We start from the raw sequence: 17,862 nt of genomic DNA on the forward strand, positions 1-17,862 counted from the left end.
AATAGATAGAAGAATTTGAAGATTTTCAGATAGGTAATTAGATTCATTGAGCTATAGTCGCTTTTATATTTATGCGATAATAACTAAAAAATACAGTTAATTAATCATTTGCATAAAAATAGCCCCCTTAGAATTATGATATCCACTTATTATTGGCTCAGCGCATAATGTTATCTTTCAAGATATTAACAAGCGGCTTTATTCTTTTTATATTAAGTCATGGTGTTTACGCAAATAATTTAGTGGTAACCCTCAGTGGTCAACTGCCAAAAGTTGTTCATAATAATGTCCTCTCTCATTTAGGTAAATTACCCGATACTGACCTAGAGCGTTCTGCTTTTATTTATAGCGCCAAAGATAATACCGAGCAGGCACTGCAGGCGTTAGGCTATTATCAAGCCGATATTCATATCAATGTTATTAACGATCAAACAAGTCCTGACAAAAGCAAGCAAGCCCCCTGGCAGCTTACACTTAACATTACGTTAAACTCCCCTACCTTGTTGGATAAAGTGATTATTGTCGTTGATGGTGACGCCAGTCAGGATCCAGCTTTTCAAACGTTACTTAAAAATAATAAAATTAAACAAGGAGAGCAGCTTCATCATGGCAATTATGAAGCTTTAAAAGCTGATTTACTTTCGTTAGCTTTACAACGTGGTTATTTCAATGGTGAATTAACTGATAACAAAATAGCGGTCAAAAAAAGATTTCAATACGCTGATATTACCTTGCGTTATAAAAGTGGACCACGGTATCAATTTGGCGACGTTAACTTTAATGATTTTGATTTGGAACCTGAGTTATTATCAAGATTAATTCCCTTTCAACCCAACGAATATTATAGCACTAGCACTTTTCACCAACTACAACATCAACTGCAATCTACTCAGTATTTTAGCAGCATAATCGCAGTGCCGGGTGACAAAATTGAAGATGAAATTCATCATAAATATTCTGTTCCAATTAATGTTTCACTAACGCCTGCTAAAAGCCATCAATTTGATTTTGGTGTTGGTTACGCCACCGATACCAAATTTCGTCTTTCCGCGGTTTGGCGTACTCCTTTAATTAATAAATATGGACACTTTCAAGAAACTAAATTTGAACATTCTCCATTAAATCCAACGGGTAAATTCATTTATAGCATTCCGTTAAGTCACCCAAACCGTGATTTACTGCAATTTCAAATTAACATTGAAACTGAAGACTATGCAGACCTAAAAACTAAATTTTATTCAACTCAAGTTGGTCGGTTGGTAAGTAACAATAATTGGCAAAGACAACTTTATACTCGCTATCATAAAGAAGTCTGGAAGTATGAACTTGATGAGAATGCCCCAAATATTGATTGGTCCGAGTTAGATGCTGCAAGTTATCTTATTCCAGGTATTACATGGTCAAAAACAGTACGCTCAGGTTCGCCAGTAGATCCAAGTGAAGGCTTTCGCCAAATGTATAATATAGAAGGGGCTCATTTAAAAACAGGATCAGATAATAGTTTCTTTCGCTTACATGGACGATGGAATTATATTACCACCTTAGCCGCTAACCATCGATTTGTTGCACGTGCAGAGCTGGGGGCTATTTATGTTGATAGGGATGCCGAATTAGCACCATCCTTACGTTTTTATGCTGGTGGTGATCAAAGTATTCGGGGCTTTTCATATCAATCTATTGGTTCGACAATCCCCTCCTCTTCCGACCCCGAACAAGCAGTTCCTATTATTGTCGGTAGTACTCGACTAATGGTGGCAAGTTTAGAATATCAATATTACCTGAACAATAAATGGCGAATTGCTTTGTTTTCTGATGGAGGTAGTGCCGCCAATAAAGGCGAATTTGAGCCGGTGTATTCTTTTGGCACAGGCTTACACTATCTTTCGCCTGTGGGCGCGATAAAACTTGATGCGGCTTATGGCATTAATGATTATGATGACAAAAAAAATCGTTGGCGACTTCATATCAACTTAGGCGCTGAACTGTGATCTGGCGAAGAGTAAGTTTTAAAATAACAAAGTGGTTAACCCTATTACTTTGCTTATTCACTATTTTAGTGACCACCCCTTGGGGAACAAGATTAACAGTTAGTTTACTGAACAACATTGACGGCATTCGTTTGGACTACAAGGCCGGTGCATTAATTAGAGATATTGAACTGCATTCATTTAATCTTAGCTTAGACAATCTTGAGCTTAGTGTTACCGATTTAAGCGCCAATATTGATTTTTCTTGCAGCTGGCGCAGAACGTTATGTATTGATGCTTTGAAAGTCAGTAGTTTTTCATTAACTTATGCTGATAATAGTGCCGAGGAAAATTCCGAAGAGAAAACTAAAGTAGATAATGACGCTAGTTTGTTTGTTATGCCCTTTGCTATTGAGGCGCAAGCAATAGATTTTACAAAAAGTCATTTGATGATTAATCAAACGGTGCTAGATATTGAGCAATTTACCGCTCAAGTCGCGATTAAAACCAGTCAATTTAGCATATTGCACCCCAATGCTAGCAAGTTAACCATCGCACTCGAAAATAGCGACAACAGTCAAAGCACTACAGTAAAAAACAGTGTAAAAGATACCGCAAATACAGTGCATACTATTTTTAGTTCGCTACCTACAATCTATTTACCTATATCGTTAAACATTCAACAATTGTTCGTTGATGAGTTACGCATTATCGATCATGAAACAAACATAAATAGCGCGCTAAAAAATAATGAACAATGGCCCTATCAACAAAACCATCTTAGTGGTACTTGGGTGAAAAGTACGGTTAATATAACGAACTTTCAAACCTCAACACCCGACTATGCAATAAACCATGTAGCCCTAAACAGCCAACTTATTCCGCCTTATAAAATAAATGCGACCATAGCGGCACAATTACATAAAATACCACATTGGTCTGAAGCGGATAACTCCGTAATAGATATATCACTCCAAGGCGACTTTGATGATTTAACTGCGAATGTTACCAGTAGTGGTAGCGTCGTTTTGAACAGCCAAGCACACGTTAACTTAATGCACCCTCAACTACCTTTTAGCGTACAATTATCAGCCGATAAATTACCACTACCATTATCTTTATCACAATATGGGGAGCCTACATCACTCTCCGTAGACGTCAATGGTGATTTAATTCAGCAAACAATGAATGTAAGTAGCCTTATCAATAGCTACGGTTATAAAAATGCCCAAGTAAACTTTGCAGCTAAACACCAGCAAGGTTTAATAACCCTTAAAAAATTACTATTCAATGAGAAAAACTCTAACAGTCAATTGAGCGTAAACGGCAATATTGATTTTCAATCAGAACAAACAAGTTGGCAGTTATTTGCTGATTCTTCAGGCTTTAGCTTGCCCAAAATTAACCTTAAAGCATTAGTTTTTCCAGAAAAAAGTCAGGTAAGCACTGTTCTCAATACTAACGATAACAAAGATATAAACACTGAAGCTCAAACTAACGTTCTTGAAACAATGTTGCCTGACGTTAACAATGGTCGAGTGCTAGGGAAAATAGCCAGCACAGGTAATTGGTCAGAGTCGCATTGGTCGCTCTCTGTAAGTGATACTGATATTTCTGGCCACATTAATGATTCGGCGTTACTCATTCAAGGTGATATAGCCTTAAATCAATCCGGTTACTTTTCATCTGGTGAGCTAGCACAAGGTCAGTTGTTAATGGCCTTTAATAAGAACCGATTAACACTGCAAACAATTAACGATAATAACTGGCAAGTTAACGGCGAGTTATTTATTGCTGATATCTCTCATTGGTATCATGAGGCAAGTGGCTCTATCAGCAGTGAATTTACGATAAAAGGTAGTAAAAAAGATCCCGTTATTACCCTTAATACCAAGCTAAATAATATTCATTGGCAGCAACTTTATAGTCCACTATTGAAAATAGACGCAATTTATCAGCCTTTTAATCATCATAAAACTCAATTATCTGTAAATAATAAATTGTTAGAGATAACAGGGAAAAGTTTCATAAAGAGTATTGATGATATAGCGCTCAATTTGTCTGGTGATCTTTATCAGCAACAATTACTTCTTGATTGGCAAGGTGAACTTGCTGGAAAGTTAAAATTATCTGGTCAATGGCATGAAGCATTAAACCATTGGCAAAGCACTATTGAACACGCAGCCTTAACGTATCAACAAGAAACTTGGCGTAATGAAGACACTTTTTCGATAAATTTTGACGGTGAAAAACAGCAACTTTTAATCGATAAACACTGTTGGCAAGGTAAAGGTGTTGAGATATGTTTACCTTTTGATACTTGGGCAGGTGAAACTGGTGATGTAACCTTAGCGCTAAATGTCGATTTATCATTAATAGACGAGTTGATTTTACCTAAGGAAATGCAACTAAAGAGTAAAATTTCAGGTGAAGTAAAGGCGTTATGGTCCCCTAACCAAGCAATATCGGCAAAGGCTAATTTATTGTTGTCAGCCGGTAACATAAAAGTATATGACGATTATAGTGAACAACAAATTACTCAGTGGCATCAAGGCGAGCTTTCTTTCAACCTAAACGAAAAGCAATTCACAAGTAAATTTCAGTTACATAATATTGAAGACTTAGTGCTCATTAACCTCAACTCAAAGGTTAACCTTGTTGATGATTTCCCTATTTCAGCTGAAATAGAGCTCAATGAGTTCGATTTACAACCGTTTCAAGCCGTAATTAGCAACGTAGTTAATTTACGGGGTAATTTAACCTCGAAGCTAACGGTTAACGGTACGCTAAAAAAACCACTTATTAATGGTAGTTTAGCGCTGGATGGTGGCGAGCTATTATTAAGCCAAAACCCGAATAAACTTGAGAAAATTAGTGCTGATATTGTAATTGATAATAATCAGGCAACAATGCTTGGTGGTTTTGAAATAAAAGGTAATCCGGCTACGCTCATTGGTCAGCTTGCTTGGCAAGATGATCTTACTATCAATGTAGATCTTAACGCTAAGCAACTACCACTGGTATTTCCTCCACAATTAGTTGTAAACATATCACCGACATTAAATTTTTCACTAAAAGAAAAAGCACTTAAAATCACTGGCAATCTAGAAGTGCTAGACGGTACATATAATATTGAAAAAGTTCCTGAAGGTAGTATTACTGTTAGTGATGATGTAATTATTGTTGATCAACAAGGTAAAGAAATTTTTAAAGAAAAATCTGGTTTTGATATTGAAACCAATGTGAGAGTTAATATCGAAAAAGCATTTAAAGTCATTGGACAAGGACTAGAAAGTCACTTATTTGGCCAATTACAAGTAAGCCAGGATAAGACAAAGCCTTTACAACTTTTCGGTAGTATTCAATCAGACAAAGGTACATACCAAGCTTATGGGCAAAAGCTAACTATCGACAAAGGTGAATTAACATTTAACGGTCCAATCACTAACCCTTATTATAATTTGCGCGCAAGTAGACATATAAAAGCAGAAGATATTGAAGTTGGACTTCAAATAACGGGCTTAGCCAATACATTAAATATGCAACTGTTCTCAACACCAACGATGGAGGGACCTGAAATGTTGTCTTATTTAGCCAGAGGACGTGGTTTAGATTCTGGTGGCGGCAATAGCACTGCAGCAGCAAGTATGCTGATTGGGTTTGGAGTCACTAATAGTGTCGGTTTATTTGATCAATTAGAGAAGTTACCCCTCATTAGTAATATTGCCATAGACACTGAGGGCGAAGGCGATACCACACAAGCAACAATTAGTGGTTATATTGGTAGTCGTGTCTATTTAAAATATGCTGTTGGCGTATATGAGCCGGTAAATGAATTAACGGTAAGACTCTATTTACTTAATCGATTATGGTTAGAAATCGTGAGTGGCATTGAACAATCAACTGATGTCTATTATTCTTTTGATATTGATTGATACTTCTCGTTTTAATATCCCCAAATATTATAGCCAGTAATGCACTAAAACTCAGGGGTAAATAATTAGCTATGGTAGCAATTTGACCACGATTATTGACATGATTTAACTAACCTGTTGTAGTTAAATCATCTCTGTAACATAAACAACATTAATCATAATAAAAAGGAATAAATATGCTCAGCTATGCAACTATAGGTGTAACCAATTTAGAAAAGTCAGAAGCCTTTTATAATGAACTATTGGCACCCCTTGGCGCGAAAACCCTAGTAAAAATGGAGCGCATTATATTTATTGGTAAAAGCATGGCTGAGCCTATGCTGGCCATTTGTATTCCACATAACGAAGAAGAACAAAACTGTGGTAATGGTAATATGTTAGCTATTGCTCCTGGTTCAAAAGAACTATGTGATTCAATGTACCATAAGGCAATAGCTTTGGGTGCAAGCTGTGATGGAGAACCCGGACAACGTATTCCTGATGTCTTCTATGGAGCCTATTTTCGTGATTTTGATGGTAATAAGATTGCTTTTAATCATTTCGGTTAAGCGATGCTTATCAAGCATGGCCAAGTGCTGTGCTTGAGTTTTTCTCTATCGCGTTACTTGAAAATACACGGATAAACTAATTTGTATTAATTATCCTTGTCGTTACTTATACCCGTTCCACTTGAAGATGCATGATTCAGCTGGAATTAGAAACGCCTTTAGGCAAGGCATTGATTGAAGAGAATAGTTATTCTATTGTCGAAATCAATAACGCAGCTTAAAGCGTTTATAAACCAGCCCTTTGGGGAAGGCTGAGCAAATCATACTCGTCGTTACATTTGTTTTTAAGGACGCTACATGGATGGTGTTGTTAGAGAATGCAGGAGCACATTCTCCTGAATGACCCTTAATAAAAAAATGTGCCTTGATTATGAATCGCTCAGACGTCCTGAAACGAGCATCTTCAAGTGGAATGGGTATATACCAATTGTACTAATTAATTGCCTATCTTCAAATGGTATTAATCTACAACGTCTACGTTGCTCTCAATTCCAATAGCCTGCTATTGGTCGATCAAGCACCTACCCTCTAATTATTTCCTATGAACAACAAGATATTAAACTTAACGATATTGATATTGATATTAAACGACAAAATGGCCATTTAAATAGCCTCCCAATAGATTTTTAAGGTAAAATCTCACCAATAAATGCAATACGTTTACATTGCTAAATTCGACAACCATCAGTTACCTGGAAATATAAATAATGCGTGTAGCCGTTTCTCAGTTTGCCACTTCTTCAAATACACAAAACAATCTAGCAAGCTGTATTCGTATAATTAATGAGGCGGCAACGTGCCAACCATCGTTAATCGTACTACCTCACTATTGCAATACCCTTTTTTCGAATACTCCTATTGGTCATACTCAACCTTGTTACGCCGATCATGATCAGGCCTGGGATGAGGCTGTAGCTATTGATGGACCCTTTTTACAAGCCATCGCAGAGCAAGCGATAAAGCATGATTGTTTCATTGTCATCAATGTAACCTTACGAAGAAATGTGCAAGACTCACTAGCTCGGTCAAATCATAAATCAAATATAAGTGTCACCTCATGCTTATATTCTCCGCTTGGAAAACTGATTCATCAAGAAGACAAACAAACGTTATCAGCACTGGAAAGTAAGTTTTTCATTAGCGCGGGTAAAGTACCTGAGGTGATAACAACACCCGTGGGGAAACTTGGACTGTTAATAGGCAGCGATAGCATGACCTTTGAGGCAGCACGTGTATTGGCCTTAGGCGGCGCACAATTACTGTGTAATTCAATAAATTCATTCGCACTAGATCAAAGTCACTTACATAATGCTGCCAGAGCGTTCGAAAATAATGTGTTTTTAGCTACAGCAAATAAAGTTGGCGCACTAATCCCCCTTGATTTAACACATGAACAACCACAAGACCTCCTTGCTAGTACTGATGTTGGCTCGGGTCAAAGCCAAATTGTGTCTCCCGATGGTAAGGTGCTAGCACAGCTCAATAACCATGAAGAAGGTTTTGTGTATGCTGACATAGACTTATCTGAAACTGACTCAATGACTGAAGTCGGAAAAAAATGCGGACTGAACAACAAATTCCGCCCAGATGGCACACCGCTTATTACGCAATTACGTCCTCAACTTTATCAAGCATTAACCGCAGTGATAAAGAAAACGAAACGGATAAATGAAGTATCACTCCAGAGTAGTGCTAATCAGGTTCCAGTAACGGCCAATGTTGCAATATTTGCCACATACAAGTCTAACGAGCAGGCCATTGAAGATGTTTGTCAGTACATTGAAAACAACCTCTCTGACATTATCCAATTGCCTGAATTATTCTTTATCGCCGATAAAACCATTATTAATGATTCTGCACAGAGAGCCGATATCGCAAAATTGAGCCAGCAGTTAATTGAGCAAGTCAGCGCAGTACTTAGACCTTTTCAATACCTATGTACTAGTTTAGTCATTGAGGGAAAACATCAGGCTGTGCTAATAAACAAAGAGGGTTTATTAGCAACACAACAGCAATTACATTTTTGCCAAAGGTATCAATGGACTGAACTTGGTAATGAATTAAATATTATTGAATTGCCCTTAGAGCAAGGAAAAATTAGTCTTGCTATGCTAACAGCGGATGACGCTAACATACCTGAAATAGTCAAAGTTGCCGCTTTAGCTGGCATTCACTTATTACTGGTACCTTTTGATATTCAAGAGCCATGCGAGGTTGACTATAGTTTGTTATCTCGTGCTGCTGAAAATAGAATTTGCATTGTCGCCGCCAGTCGCGAAAAAAACTTTGCTAATGAATTACCAACTGAGCCTATAACTCATAATATCTATGGTAAAAATAAGGTGAAAGTACAAAAATCCACAGGCCTAATCGCAAACTTAACCACGCAAGCTGACTTATTACCTCAATGGAGAAAACAAAAATTTAACGGTTATATCAACCAACCTCTCGTTAAACTTCAATACGGTAAAATTACCAAAGCGGTGATTCATCCTATTGCCGCTTGTACTAAGCGTGCAGACTAAACTGTTAGCTGCCAATTACTTTAGTTACATCACTATTAGAGGTAACTAAAGTAAATAAACAACAGCACACAGGGCTAACTTGTATAAAGTTAACATTTAAGTAATATTCCATTTAAGTAATATTCCTGTAATTAAATGTTAACCTTCAAGCAATTAAACGCTATTATCTTTCCCAATTTTACATTTCACTATATATACCCATTCCACTTGAAGATGCATGATTCAGCTGGAATTAGAAACGCCTTTAGGCAAGGCATTGATTGAAGAGAATAGTTATTCTATTGTCGAAATTAATAACGCAGCTTAAAGCGTTTATAAACCTGCCCTTTGGGGAAGGCTGAGCAAATCATACTCGTCGTTACATTTGTTTTTAAGGGAATGACCCTTAATAAAAAAATGTGCCTTGATTATGAATCGCTCAGACTTCCTGCAACGAGCATCTTCAAGTGGAATGGGTATATAAGTTATGGCATTCAAATTAATATGATAGCACGTCTAGTATTTTTCCTTATCTTTGCCAGTATAAGTTTTAGTAGTTATTCAAGCAGTAAAGTGACTCTTGCGGTTGAAAACAGCTGGCCTCCATATTCTAACAACCAAGGAAATGGCATATCTAAAGAGATAATAAAAAAAGCTTATCACGCGGTAAATGTTGAGGTTAAATTTATAGTCGTTCCATATGCAAGAGCATTACATATGGTTAAAATTGGCAGTGCCGATGGTGCATTTAATGTCACCAAACAAGCTAACACCGAGCGTGTTTTTAACTTTGGTGAAGAGTACCTATTACAAGCAAAAGCTTCATATTATTATTATAAGGACTCAGTGTTTGACTTTTCATCTGCCACCAACATTCCTGATGGCACAACAATAGCTCTAATATTGGGTTATGAATATGGTGATACTTTCCAACAAAACAGACATAGATTCAACGAAGTAAGAGTAGGAACTCAGGAACAAATTGTTCAGCTTATTCTTAAAAAAAGAGTAGATATGGCGATAATGTTTGATGAAGTTGCCAAAGATACCATGACCAATATGGGCCTGAAACATTCATCAATTAAGCAAGGACAGATAAATCATCAGAGCGATATTTATGTTGCCTTTAGCAAAATAAATGACACCAAAGAAATGATGAGTTTACTTGATGAAGGGTTAAGACGTGTTAAGTCGTCGTCTGGAAAATAGTAGCTAAACCTTGATGTATCAAAAGTAACGCTTATCAATACAAGTTATCGCTCATTTTACAACCACCCTGTTCAATCATCCGCTACTCTCTACGTTAATCGCTAACGATATTATTTGAGTTAGATGCTAAATGTGTTTAACCAATAAACCGGCCCCCCATCGAAATTATCCTGTATTCCGTATTTTTTAATTTCTAATAATACTCACTTACACCTTATACCAATTTGATTAAATTTCTTCCCAACTCAGAGCTCTGCTCGATGTTCAATAACAAGGCAAATTTGTTTCGGTTTAGTCATTCTAAATCAAATAAACTTAACGATGTTAGTGAACATCGAGAAAGCTCCCAGAGGGCGAGTTTAAAAGGTTTACATGCTGCGTTATTGATTTTGATAAGGGAATAACCATTCTCTTCAATCAATGCCTTGCCTCTAAGCCTTTTAATTCTCGCTGAGTGGGAAAGAACTTAATCAACTTGGTATTAGTTAACTTTTACAAACTTGTTTAATGAAGCCTGTCACAAATTATCAGTCAAACGGTCATGATTAAGTCATTATTTCATCGATAATTCGTCATAAACATTAAGCATACTTCCCCGCAATTAAAACAATAAACCTATATTGCGGGGACAACATGACTTTTCACTATTCAAAAAACCTTATTACCTTAGCTATTGCTTCAGCTTTATCATTACCTGTCGTAGCAGCTGAATCTCAGCAAAACGACAAGACAATGGAAGAAGTGACTGTAGTTGCTAAAAAGCTGTCACATGCCAACCACGTAATTGAAGCGTCGATGGTCAGACAACAATCGCCTGCTAGTAGCATACTTGCAATTATGGATAACCTACCGGGTATTAGTATCAATGAAGGTGATGCCTTTGGTGGTGATGATTGGTCAACATCAATTACCATGCGCGGCTTCACCATTGATGGTAATCAACAACAGCTTGGCATGACGATTGATGGCATTCCAAATGGTGGTTCTAACTATGGTGGTGGTGCTAAAGCGAACCGTTATTTAGATAGCGAGAATATGAATACCATTGAAGTGTCACAAGGAACTTCTGATATTTCTTCCGCGTCACTTGAAGCGTTGGGCGGCACATTTAACTTTGTTAGTGCAGACCCTTTGTTTGAACAAGCAACAAAAATGGCTTATACCGATGGCGACCATGACGCCTCACGTTATTTTATTCGCCATGACACCGGCCGAATTTTCGATAATACCTACGCTTACATGAGCTATTCATCAACCTCAACAAGTCGCTGGGTTGGTGAGGGTTCAAACGGGGGTATGCAAAGAGAACACGCTGAAGTCAAATTTATCACTGAGCTAGGTAACTTAAGCATTACTGGCCGTTTATCTTATGATGATGCTGATGAAGATAACTATAATTCAGTTAGCATAGATCAGTTTAATCAAACACCTGATTGGGATCAATTAACCTGGAACTGGACAGGTACTCCTCATTTTGATCAAATGTTTGCCGAGGGTTGGTCAACATTACGCGAGAATACGTTAGCTTATGTAAAGTTTGATTATCAGCTATCTGACAATGCCTCTTTTCAGATCACGCCCTACTTTCATAAAAATAAAGGGCGAGGTGATTGGATCCCTCCGTATTTAGTTTCTGCCGTTGATAGTGAAGGCAACCCTGTTACTGAAGGCGGCTCAATAGACTCTTCTTATGGATTTACCGATCAAAATGGCACGCCATTAGCTCCTGCAACAGGATGTGAGCAAAGTTTTACATGGCCATGGGATTCTGGTTCAGCCTTGCACCCTGCTTGCTACAATGATAGCGCTGTACCCGTAATGTCATATCGTCATACCCATTATGAAAAAGACCGTGTCGGTTTTACGGCAAATGGACAATGGTCTATTGCCATGAACGATATTAAATTAGGTTTATGGGCCGAATCAAATGAACGTACTGAGTCGCGAGATTGGCATAAAGTTATTGATGCGCGTGTTTATCATCACTTTGATGCTACGCCTTACTGGACACAATATAATAATGAATTTCAAACCGACACCTTAAAGTTCTATCTTCAAGATACCCTAGATTTTGGTGCTTTATCACTGAATCTCGGTGTACAAAAATATTTAGTCGATATTGAAAAAACTGATGGTTTTACCGGTCAACAAACAGGAAAAGTTAACAGCGACTCAGATGTACTCTTTAGTACCGGTGCTATTTACCAAGTAAATAATAACATTGAATTATTTGCCGGTTATAGTGAAAATTTCTCTGCGATTAAAGACGGTGTGTTAGAGCGAGATGCTTCAACCCTTGAAGATATTGAACCAGAAACGGCTGAAAATATTGATTTAGGCCTACGTTATAATAATGATGACATTAGTTTCTCGGCAACTTATTACACCATTGATTTTGAAAATAGAATTACTTTCATTGCCCCCGGTAGTGATACCGATGGCATTGATTACAACATAGGCACCAATGGCTCATACCTTAATGTAGGTGGTATTGAGTCAGACGGTTTTGAAATAAGTGTAAACTACCGTTTAAATGAACAGTGGAACTTGTATTCATCATACACCAATAATGATTCGCGTTATGTAGGTGACGCCCCTGGATTTAGCGCGGGTGATAAAGTGCTAGATTCCGTTGACGACATGTTTGTACTGTCAAGCGATTATACCCAAGGTGATTTCCGTGTTGGTGCCTCGGGTAAATATACCGGTGAACGTGGTGATGCCCCGTCATACACCACTTTTGATTTTAATGCGGGTTACTTTATCCCATTTAGCGGACACACAATTAGCTCTATTGATATCTCTTTTGTTATTACCAATATCACCGATGAAAGTTATTTATCAACGGGAACAGGTAACGGCACAACTTTCTTCATTGGTGCTCCTCGCACCGCATCGATGACTTTTGCCGCAAACTTCTAAGTATTAACAATAACCATTGATGCACAAGCCAAGTAATACCGATAGTTCAGGTAATTATTTGGCTTGTTGCATTGACACTACTCAATAATGGATCTAAACATGCTTAAAACCCACTCTAAAATAATACTATTGCTTAGCTGCTTAACTTGCACTGTTAATGCAAACGCTAATACCAACAATACCGACAATACCGATAATAATGCTGCAACAAAAACAAATTTAATATTGGTGACAATAGACGGACTTCGCTGGCAAGAACTGTTTTCTGGCGCTGATCCTGTTCTACTGAATAATGAAAAATTTGTTCGTGATGGTCATCACGTTAAAGAAAAATTTTGGCATAATAATGAAGAAAAACGACGTCAATTATTGATGCCTTTTGTTTGGAATACGCTTGCCAAAGAAGGTATGATCATTGGCAACCGTAATATCGGCTCAAACATCTCTATTGCAAACCCTTGGCATTTTTCTTCACCGGGATACAGTGAAATTTTTACCGGTGTGGTCGACACCTCAATCAACAGCAATGACAAAATATTAAACCCGCAAGTTTCTTTTCTAGAATGGCTAAATAACAAAGACGGTTATCAACAAAAACTGGCAGCATTTGGTAGCTGGGATGTATTTCCCTATATTTTAAATAAAGAACGTAGCCAGCTCCATATTAACGCCGGATTTGACTCTGCTAAGGGTTACCCTTTATCTGACGAAGCAAAACTGCTAAATAACTTACAAAAAGAAATTCCTAGCCCTTGGCATAATGTCCGTTTAGATAGCTTTACTTATCGTTACGCTAAAGACTATTTATTAACCGTTAAGCCTAAAGTAATGATAATTTCTCTTGGTGAAACCGATGACTTTGCCCATGATGGCCATTACGATAGCTACCTTACCTCTGCACATCAAACCGATAGTTTTATCGCTGACTTATGGCACACACTGCAAACAACATCTGGCTATAAAGACAATACAGTTTTAATGATAACGACCGATCATGGCCGAGGTAGTAATAGCGATGATTGGCAACACCATGCCTCAAAGTTAGCCGTACAAACTACTATGAAAAATCTTAATTCATTCCCCAATGGCATAATTGGATCTGAAAACATTTGGTTTGCTGCTATGGGACCTGGTGTTAATGCCCGCGGTGAAATACAAACCACAACAGAGGTTAAACAAAAACAAATTGCAGCTACCGCGTTAACCTTGTTAGGTGAAGATCCCAAAGCATTCAACCCCCAAACTGGTTCAATTATCAAAGAGGTTTTCTAATGAAGCATTCTATCAATTCACTAATTATCACCGCCACTTTGAGTCTTTCCATAACAGCTCAAGCAACATCCTTATCTCAATTAGACATTACGCCACATAAAATTCTGTTTGGCTCATGCTCAAATCAAGATAAAGACATGCCCATTTTAAAGTCTATCAATAATGAGGCTGCTGATTTATTCATTTTTCTGGGTGATAATATTTATGGTGACACTGAAAACATGCAGGACATGGCCAATAAATATCAACGGTTAGGTGACAACCCAGATATTCAAGCATTACGCTTAAGTACGGCAGCCATCGCCATTTGGGATGATCATGACTTTGGTGAAAATGATGCGGGGAAAGAGTACGCACAAAAAGAACAATCAAGAAAATTAATGTTAGATTTTTGGCAAGAGCCAAAAAATTCTCCCCGCTATACCCAACAACACGGTATTTACACCGCTTACCTGTATGGCGAATCAAATAATAGCGTGCATGTTATTTTACCTGACTTACGTTGGAACAGAGATGCCCTCACTACTGTAGGTAAGTACGATTACCAAACAAAACGAAAGGCTAAAAATATGGGACCTTACAGTCCTAACTTAGCAAAAAATGCCTCAATGTTAGGTGAAACCCAATGGCAGTGGCTAGAAATCGAATTACAAAAACCATCCAAAATTAAAATAATTGCGTCAAGTTTACAGTTATTGCCTGAATTTACCGGTTGGGAATCTTGGGCAAATTTCCCTCATGACAGAGAGCGTCTTTTTGCCTTAATTAAAAAATATCAGGTCAATGGCGTTATTATCATTAGTGGCGATACCCATTGGGGAGAAATGTCTAAGGTAACAACTGATCTAGACTACCCACTATGGGAAGTGACTAGCTCTGGTTTAACTGAAGAATGGAAAGAAGTAAGCCCCAATATACATCGTGTAGGGGATTTTATTAGCAAAGTAAATTACGGTGAATTACTGATTGATTGGCAACAAGTCGATCCAAAAATCACCCTGAGCTTAAAAGAAGTTGATGGTAAGGTTTTTAATCGACAAGTCATCTCTTTATCTTCCATCAGTCCTTACGATAAAGGATAAAGGATAAAATATAGGTTTGAGTAAGTAACATTTCTTATGTATACCCGTTACCATTGAGGATGCAAGATTTCAATGAGAAGTAAATTGCTCAAGCACTCTCAAACATGCATCTTGATTGATAACGGCTATAGTACTGTTTTAGCTATAATTATTTAAAATTAGAACTTAATGAAGATCGGTAGTATATTAACTTCAGAGTAACATTAACTCATTGTTGATATTATTAAATTTACTGTATCTGATTTTTATTTCTTTTTGAGAATGACATGCTGAAACCTCATTTTTATCCACACGGAAGTCTCGATATCAAGCTAGATAATGACCTGATTTCTATGGATATTGAAGGGCCGTGTAATACTGAGTTTTTTGAACTTATGGCAAAGAGGTTAGCGTCTTTTAGGCCACAGCTAAACATCGACAATTATACCTGTTTAGTCATATTCCGCGATGAGGCACTTGCGACACCTGAAGCGATGGCATACTTCACCAACTATTTAAAAACACTGCAAGTACGTGCTGTTGCTATTAACTTGCAGTATGCCAATACTCCCTCAGCCACTCAGGACATGTGTACAAAAGCTTACATTGAGGCTGGCGTGGAACATCGTTTTTTCTTTGATAATCTGAGTGCGAATACTTGGCTAAGACTTTGTATGTCCACTCCAAGAGAGGCTATTGCGCTAAAGACTTCTTAAGTTTACCTCGGCTAACTATGTAGTTAAATTTCAGCCAATAACAAAAAAGGCCCTCTATCGATAAATAGTAGGCCTACAATATTTTCAGACTTAACTCATGCAAACTTTTTTATAAACTCAGCATGCGCTTTTTCAATCGTGCTAAATCAATTGCGTTTGAGCGTACTGTGACTTTAATATGACTGTATTCATATTCTTCTTTAGTAACACTCATGCTCGATCGAATTTCACCTATGATGCCTTTAGCGGTATAAGGGACAATTATCTCTTCTTCAATCATCTCCTGGTGCGCAACTTCAACGATATATTGGTGTAATTTGCTAACATCATCAGGGTTACGCGTTGATGTCATCATCGCTTCAGGAAATTCTTCCATCAGTGCTTGTTGTTGCTCTGTACTCAATTGATCTGATTTGTTTAGTATCAGCAATTTTTTACTGTCCTCAACACCCACTTCTTCCAATACCCCATGCACTACATCAAGTTGTGAACGAAATGAAGGATCCGAGGCATCTACTACATATAATAGTAATGAAGCATCATGTGCCTCTGCTAGGGTTGAATGAAATGAGGCGACTAGATCATGGGGTAGCTTTTTAATAAAACCAACCGTGTCTGACACTAATATTCGCGGTTGAGTCGTTGGGTACAATGCACGAACCGTAGTATCAAGTGTCGCAAAAAGTTTGTTTTCACCTTCAACATCACTTCCGGTGATCGCGCGCATCATTGATGACTTGCCTGCATTGGTATAACCAACCAAAGCGACACAAAAAAGCTCAGAACGTTGGGTACGTCGGCCTTTCATTTCATGTTGAACACTTGCCAACTCGCGTTTAAGTTCTGCTAATTGATCGCGCACTGCACGGCGATTTAGCTCTAGCGTAGTTTCGCCAGCACCTTTACCCATTTGACGTTCTTTATCACCACATGATGACTCACGAAGTCGGGGCGCTACATAATTAAGGCGAGCAATTTCGACTTGTAATTTCGCGGTTTTGGTACGGGCATGGCGACTAAATATTTCAATAATAATGCCGGTACGGTCAAAAACCTCTACGCCTAATTGATTCTCAACATTACGCAGCTGAGAGGGGCTTAAATCACAATCAAAGACCACCACATCAGCACAAGCAAACGGAAGATTGTCTGATTGGATATCACTAAAGTCTGTTTCATCAACTAATTCTTCAAAAAAGTCTTCATCGTCTTCGCCGTCAACCACACCTTGATTACCGGTAAGGTGTGCTATTTCTGCCAGTTTACCTAAACCCAGTACATTCACTTTTTTAGTCGAACTCTGCTTTTGTGACTGGGTGCCGACTACTTTAAAGCCGAGTGTAGTCACTAAACGCGCAAGCTCTGCCAGTGATTCTGTTGCCTCATCACCTTTAAAATCAGGAGTACAAATAGAAATAAGTAAAGCGTTAGTGAGTGATGCTTTTGCTGTTAGTTGCATAATTTTTTATGTTAGTGCACCGAATACCCATGGGTATAAGTGCAAACCTAAGTTTTTATCTAAAGTAGATTGATCCTACGCTGTTATAGCTTAGCTTTATAGAGCAATAGAAAACTAATCCCCAATCTATTACGTTATTTCTTACTTAATGGAGGTTAAGGGCACATTATAAAGATCAAATGGGCATTAGAAACAAAAACAAATGCAACAGCGAGCACTGCTGCTGATATTTTTATTAAGGCTTTATATCAGTGCTAGTTTACTGGACA

General features: G+C 37.8%; 10 protein-coding genes. 9 read left to right on the forward strand and 1 reads right to left on the reverse strand.

Going from position 1 to position 17,862, the window contains the following annotated elements; genetic code table 11:
* Positions 1-167 precede the first annotated feature (167 nt).
* From CXF71_RS11480 to CXF71_RS11530, 9 genes are all read left to right on the forward strand, one after another.
* A complete protein-coding gene (locus CXF71_RS11480) occupies positions 168-1,988 on the forward strand; it encodes an autotransporter assembly complex protein TamA (RefSeq protein WP_101233081.1) in 1,821 nt (606 codons plus the stop codon).
* The gene (locus tag CXF71_RS11485; RefSeq protein WP_101233082.1) at positions 1,985-5,902 is read left to right on the forward strand and encodes a translocation/assembly module TamB domain-containing protein; all 3,918 of its coding nucleotides are present in this window, start codon (positions 1,985-1,987) and stop codon (positions 5,900-5,902) included. The genes CXF71_RS11480 and CXF71_RS11485 overlap by 4 nt, the downstream gene beginning before the upstream one ends.
* A gap of 176 nt (positions 5,903-6,078) precedes the next feature.
* Positions 6,079-6,450, forward strand: a complete 372-nt coding sequence (locus CXF71_RS11490) for a VOC family protein (protein ID WP_101233083.1) — start codon at positions 6,079-6,081, stop codon at positions 6,448-6,450.
* A gap of 707 nt (positions 6,451-7,157) precedes the next feature.
* Positions 7,158-8,975 carry a nitrilase-related carbon-nitrogen hydrolase gene (locus CXF71_RS11500; RefSeq protein WP_101233084.1) on the forward strand — a complete coding sequence of 606 codons (1,818 nt, stop codon included), beginning with the start codon at positions 7,158-7,160 and terminating at the stop codon, positions 8,973-8,975.
* A gap of 483 nt (positions 8,976-9,458) precedes the next feature.
* Positions 9,459-10,163, forward strand: a complete 705-nt coding sequence (locus CXF71_RS11510) for a substrate-binding periplasmic protein (protein ID WP_157826743.1) — start codon at positions 9,459-9,461, stop codon at positions 10,161-10,163.
* 633 nt (positions 10,164-10,796) lie between these two features.
* Positions 10,797-13,085 carry a TonB-dependent receptor domain-containing protein gene (locus CXF71_RS11515; RefSeq protein ID WP_101233086.1) on the forward strand — a complete coding sequence of 763 codons (2,289 nt, stop codon included), beginning with the start codon at positions 10,797-10,799 and terminating at the stop codon, positions 13,083-13,085.
* Positions 13,086-13,184: 99 nt separating this feature from the next.
* Positions 13,185-14,357, forward strand: coding sequence for a sulfatase-like hydrolase/transferase (locus CXF71_RS11520; RefSeq protein WP_101233087.1), 1,173 nt, complete (start codon positions 13,185-13,187; stop codon positions 14,355-14,357).
* Positions 14,357-15,439, forward strand: a complete 1,083-nt coding sequence (locus tag CXF71_RS11525; protein ID WP_101233088.1) for an alkaline phosphatase D family protein — start codon at positions 14,357-14,359, stop codon at positions 15,437-15,439. Before CXF71_RS11520 ends, CXF71_RS11525 begins: the two co-directional genes overlap by 1 nt.
* Before the next feature lie 266 nt (positions 15,440-15,705).
* Positions 15,706-16,134 (forward strand): hypothetical protein, encoded by a 429-nt coding sequence (locus tag CXF71_RS11530; protein WP_101233089.1) that lies wholly within the window; start codon positions 15,706-15,708, stop codon positions 16,132-16,134.
* Between the two features lie 109 nt (positions 16,135-16,243).
* On the opposite strand, the gene hflX is transcribed toward CXF71_RS11530, so the two are convergent.
* A complete protein-coding gene (gene hflX / locus CXF71_RS11535; RefSeq protein WP_101233090.1) occupies positions 16,244-17,593 on the reverse strand; it encodes a GTPase HflX in 1,350 nt (449 codons plus the stop codon).
* Positions 17,594-17,862: the final 269 nt, after the last annotated feature.

Source organism: Colwellia sp. 12G3 (assembly GCF_002836775.1).
Lineage (GTDB): Bacteria > Pseudomonadota > Gammaproteobacteria > Enterobacterales > Alteromonadaceae > Colwellia.

Bases quoted from the DNA above. Each gene is read 5' to 3' on its own strand.
- CXF71_RS11480 (WP_101233081.1), top strand. From the start codon at position 168: ATGTTATCTTTCAAGATATTAACAAGCGGCTTTATTCTTTTTATATTA.
- CXF71_RS11490 (WP_101233083.1), top strand. From the start codon at position 6,079: ATGCTCAGCTATGCAACTATAGGTGTAACCAATTTAGAAAAGTCAGAA.
- CXF71_RS11500 (WP_101233084.1), top strand. From the start codon at position 7,158: ATGCGTGTAGCCGTTTCTCAGTTTGCCACTTCTTCAAATACACAAAAC.
- CXF71_RS11510 (WP_157826743.1), top strand. From the start codon at position 9,459: ATGATAGCACGTCTAGTATTTTTCCTTATCTTTGCCAGTATAAGTTTT.
- CXF71_RS11515 (WP_101233086.1), top strand. From the start codon at position 10,797: ATGACTTTTCACTATTCAAAAAACCTTATTACCTTAGCTATTGCTTCA.
- CXF71_RS11520 (WP_101233087.1), top strand. From the start codon at position 13,185: ATGCTTAAAACCCACTCTAAAATAATACTATTGCTTAGCTGCTTAACT.
- CXF71_RS11525 (WP_101233088.1), top strand. From the start codon at position 14,357: ATGAAGCATTCTATCAATTCACTAATTATCACCGCCACTTTGAGTCTT.
- CXF71_RS11530 (WP_101233089.1), top strand. From the start codon at position 15,706: ATGCTGAAACCTCATTTTTATCCACACGGAAGTCTCGATATCAAGCTA.
- hflX (WP_101233090.1), bottom strand. From the start codon at position 17,593: ATGCAACTAACAGCAAAAGCATCACTCACTAACGCTTTACTTATTTCT.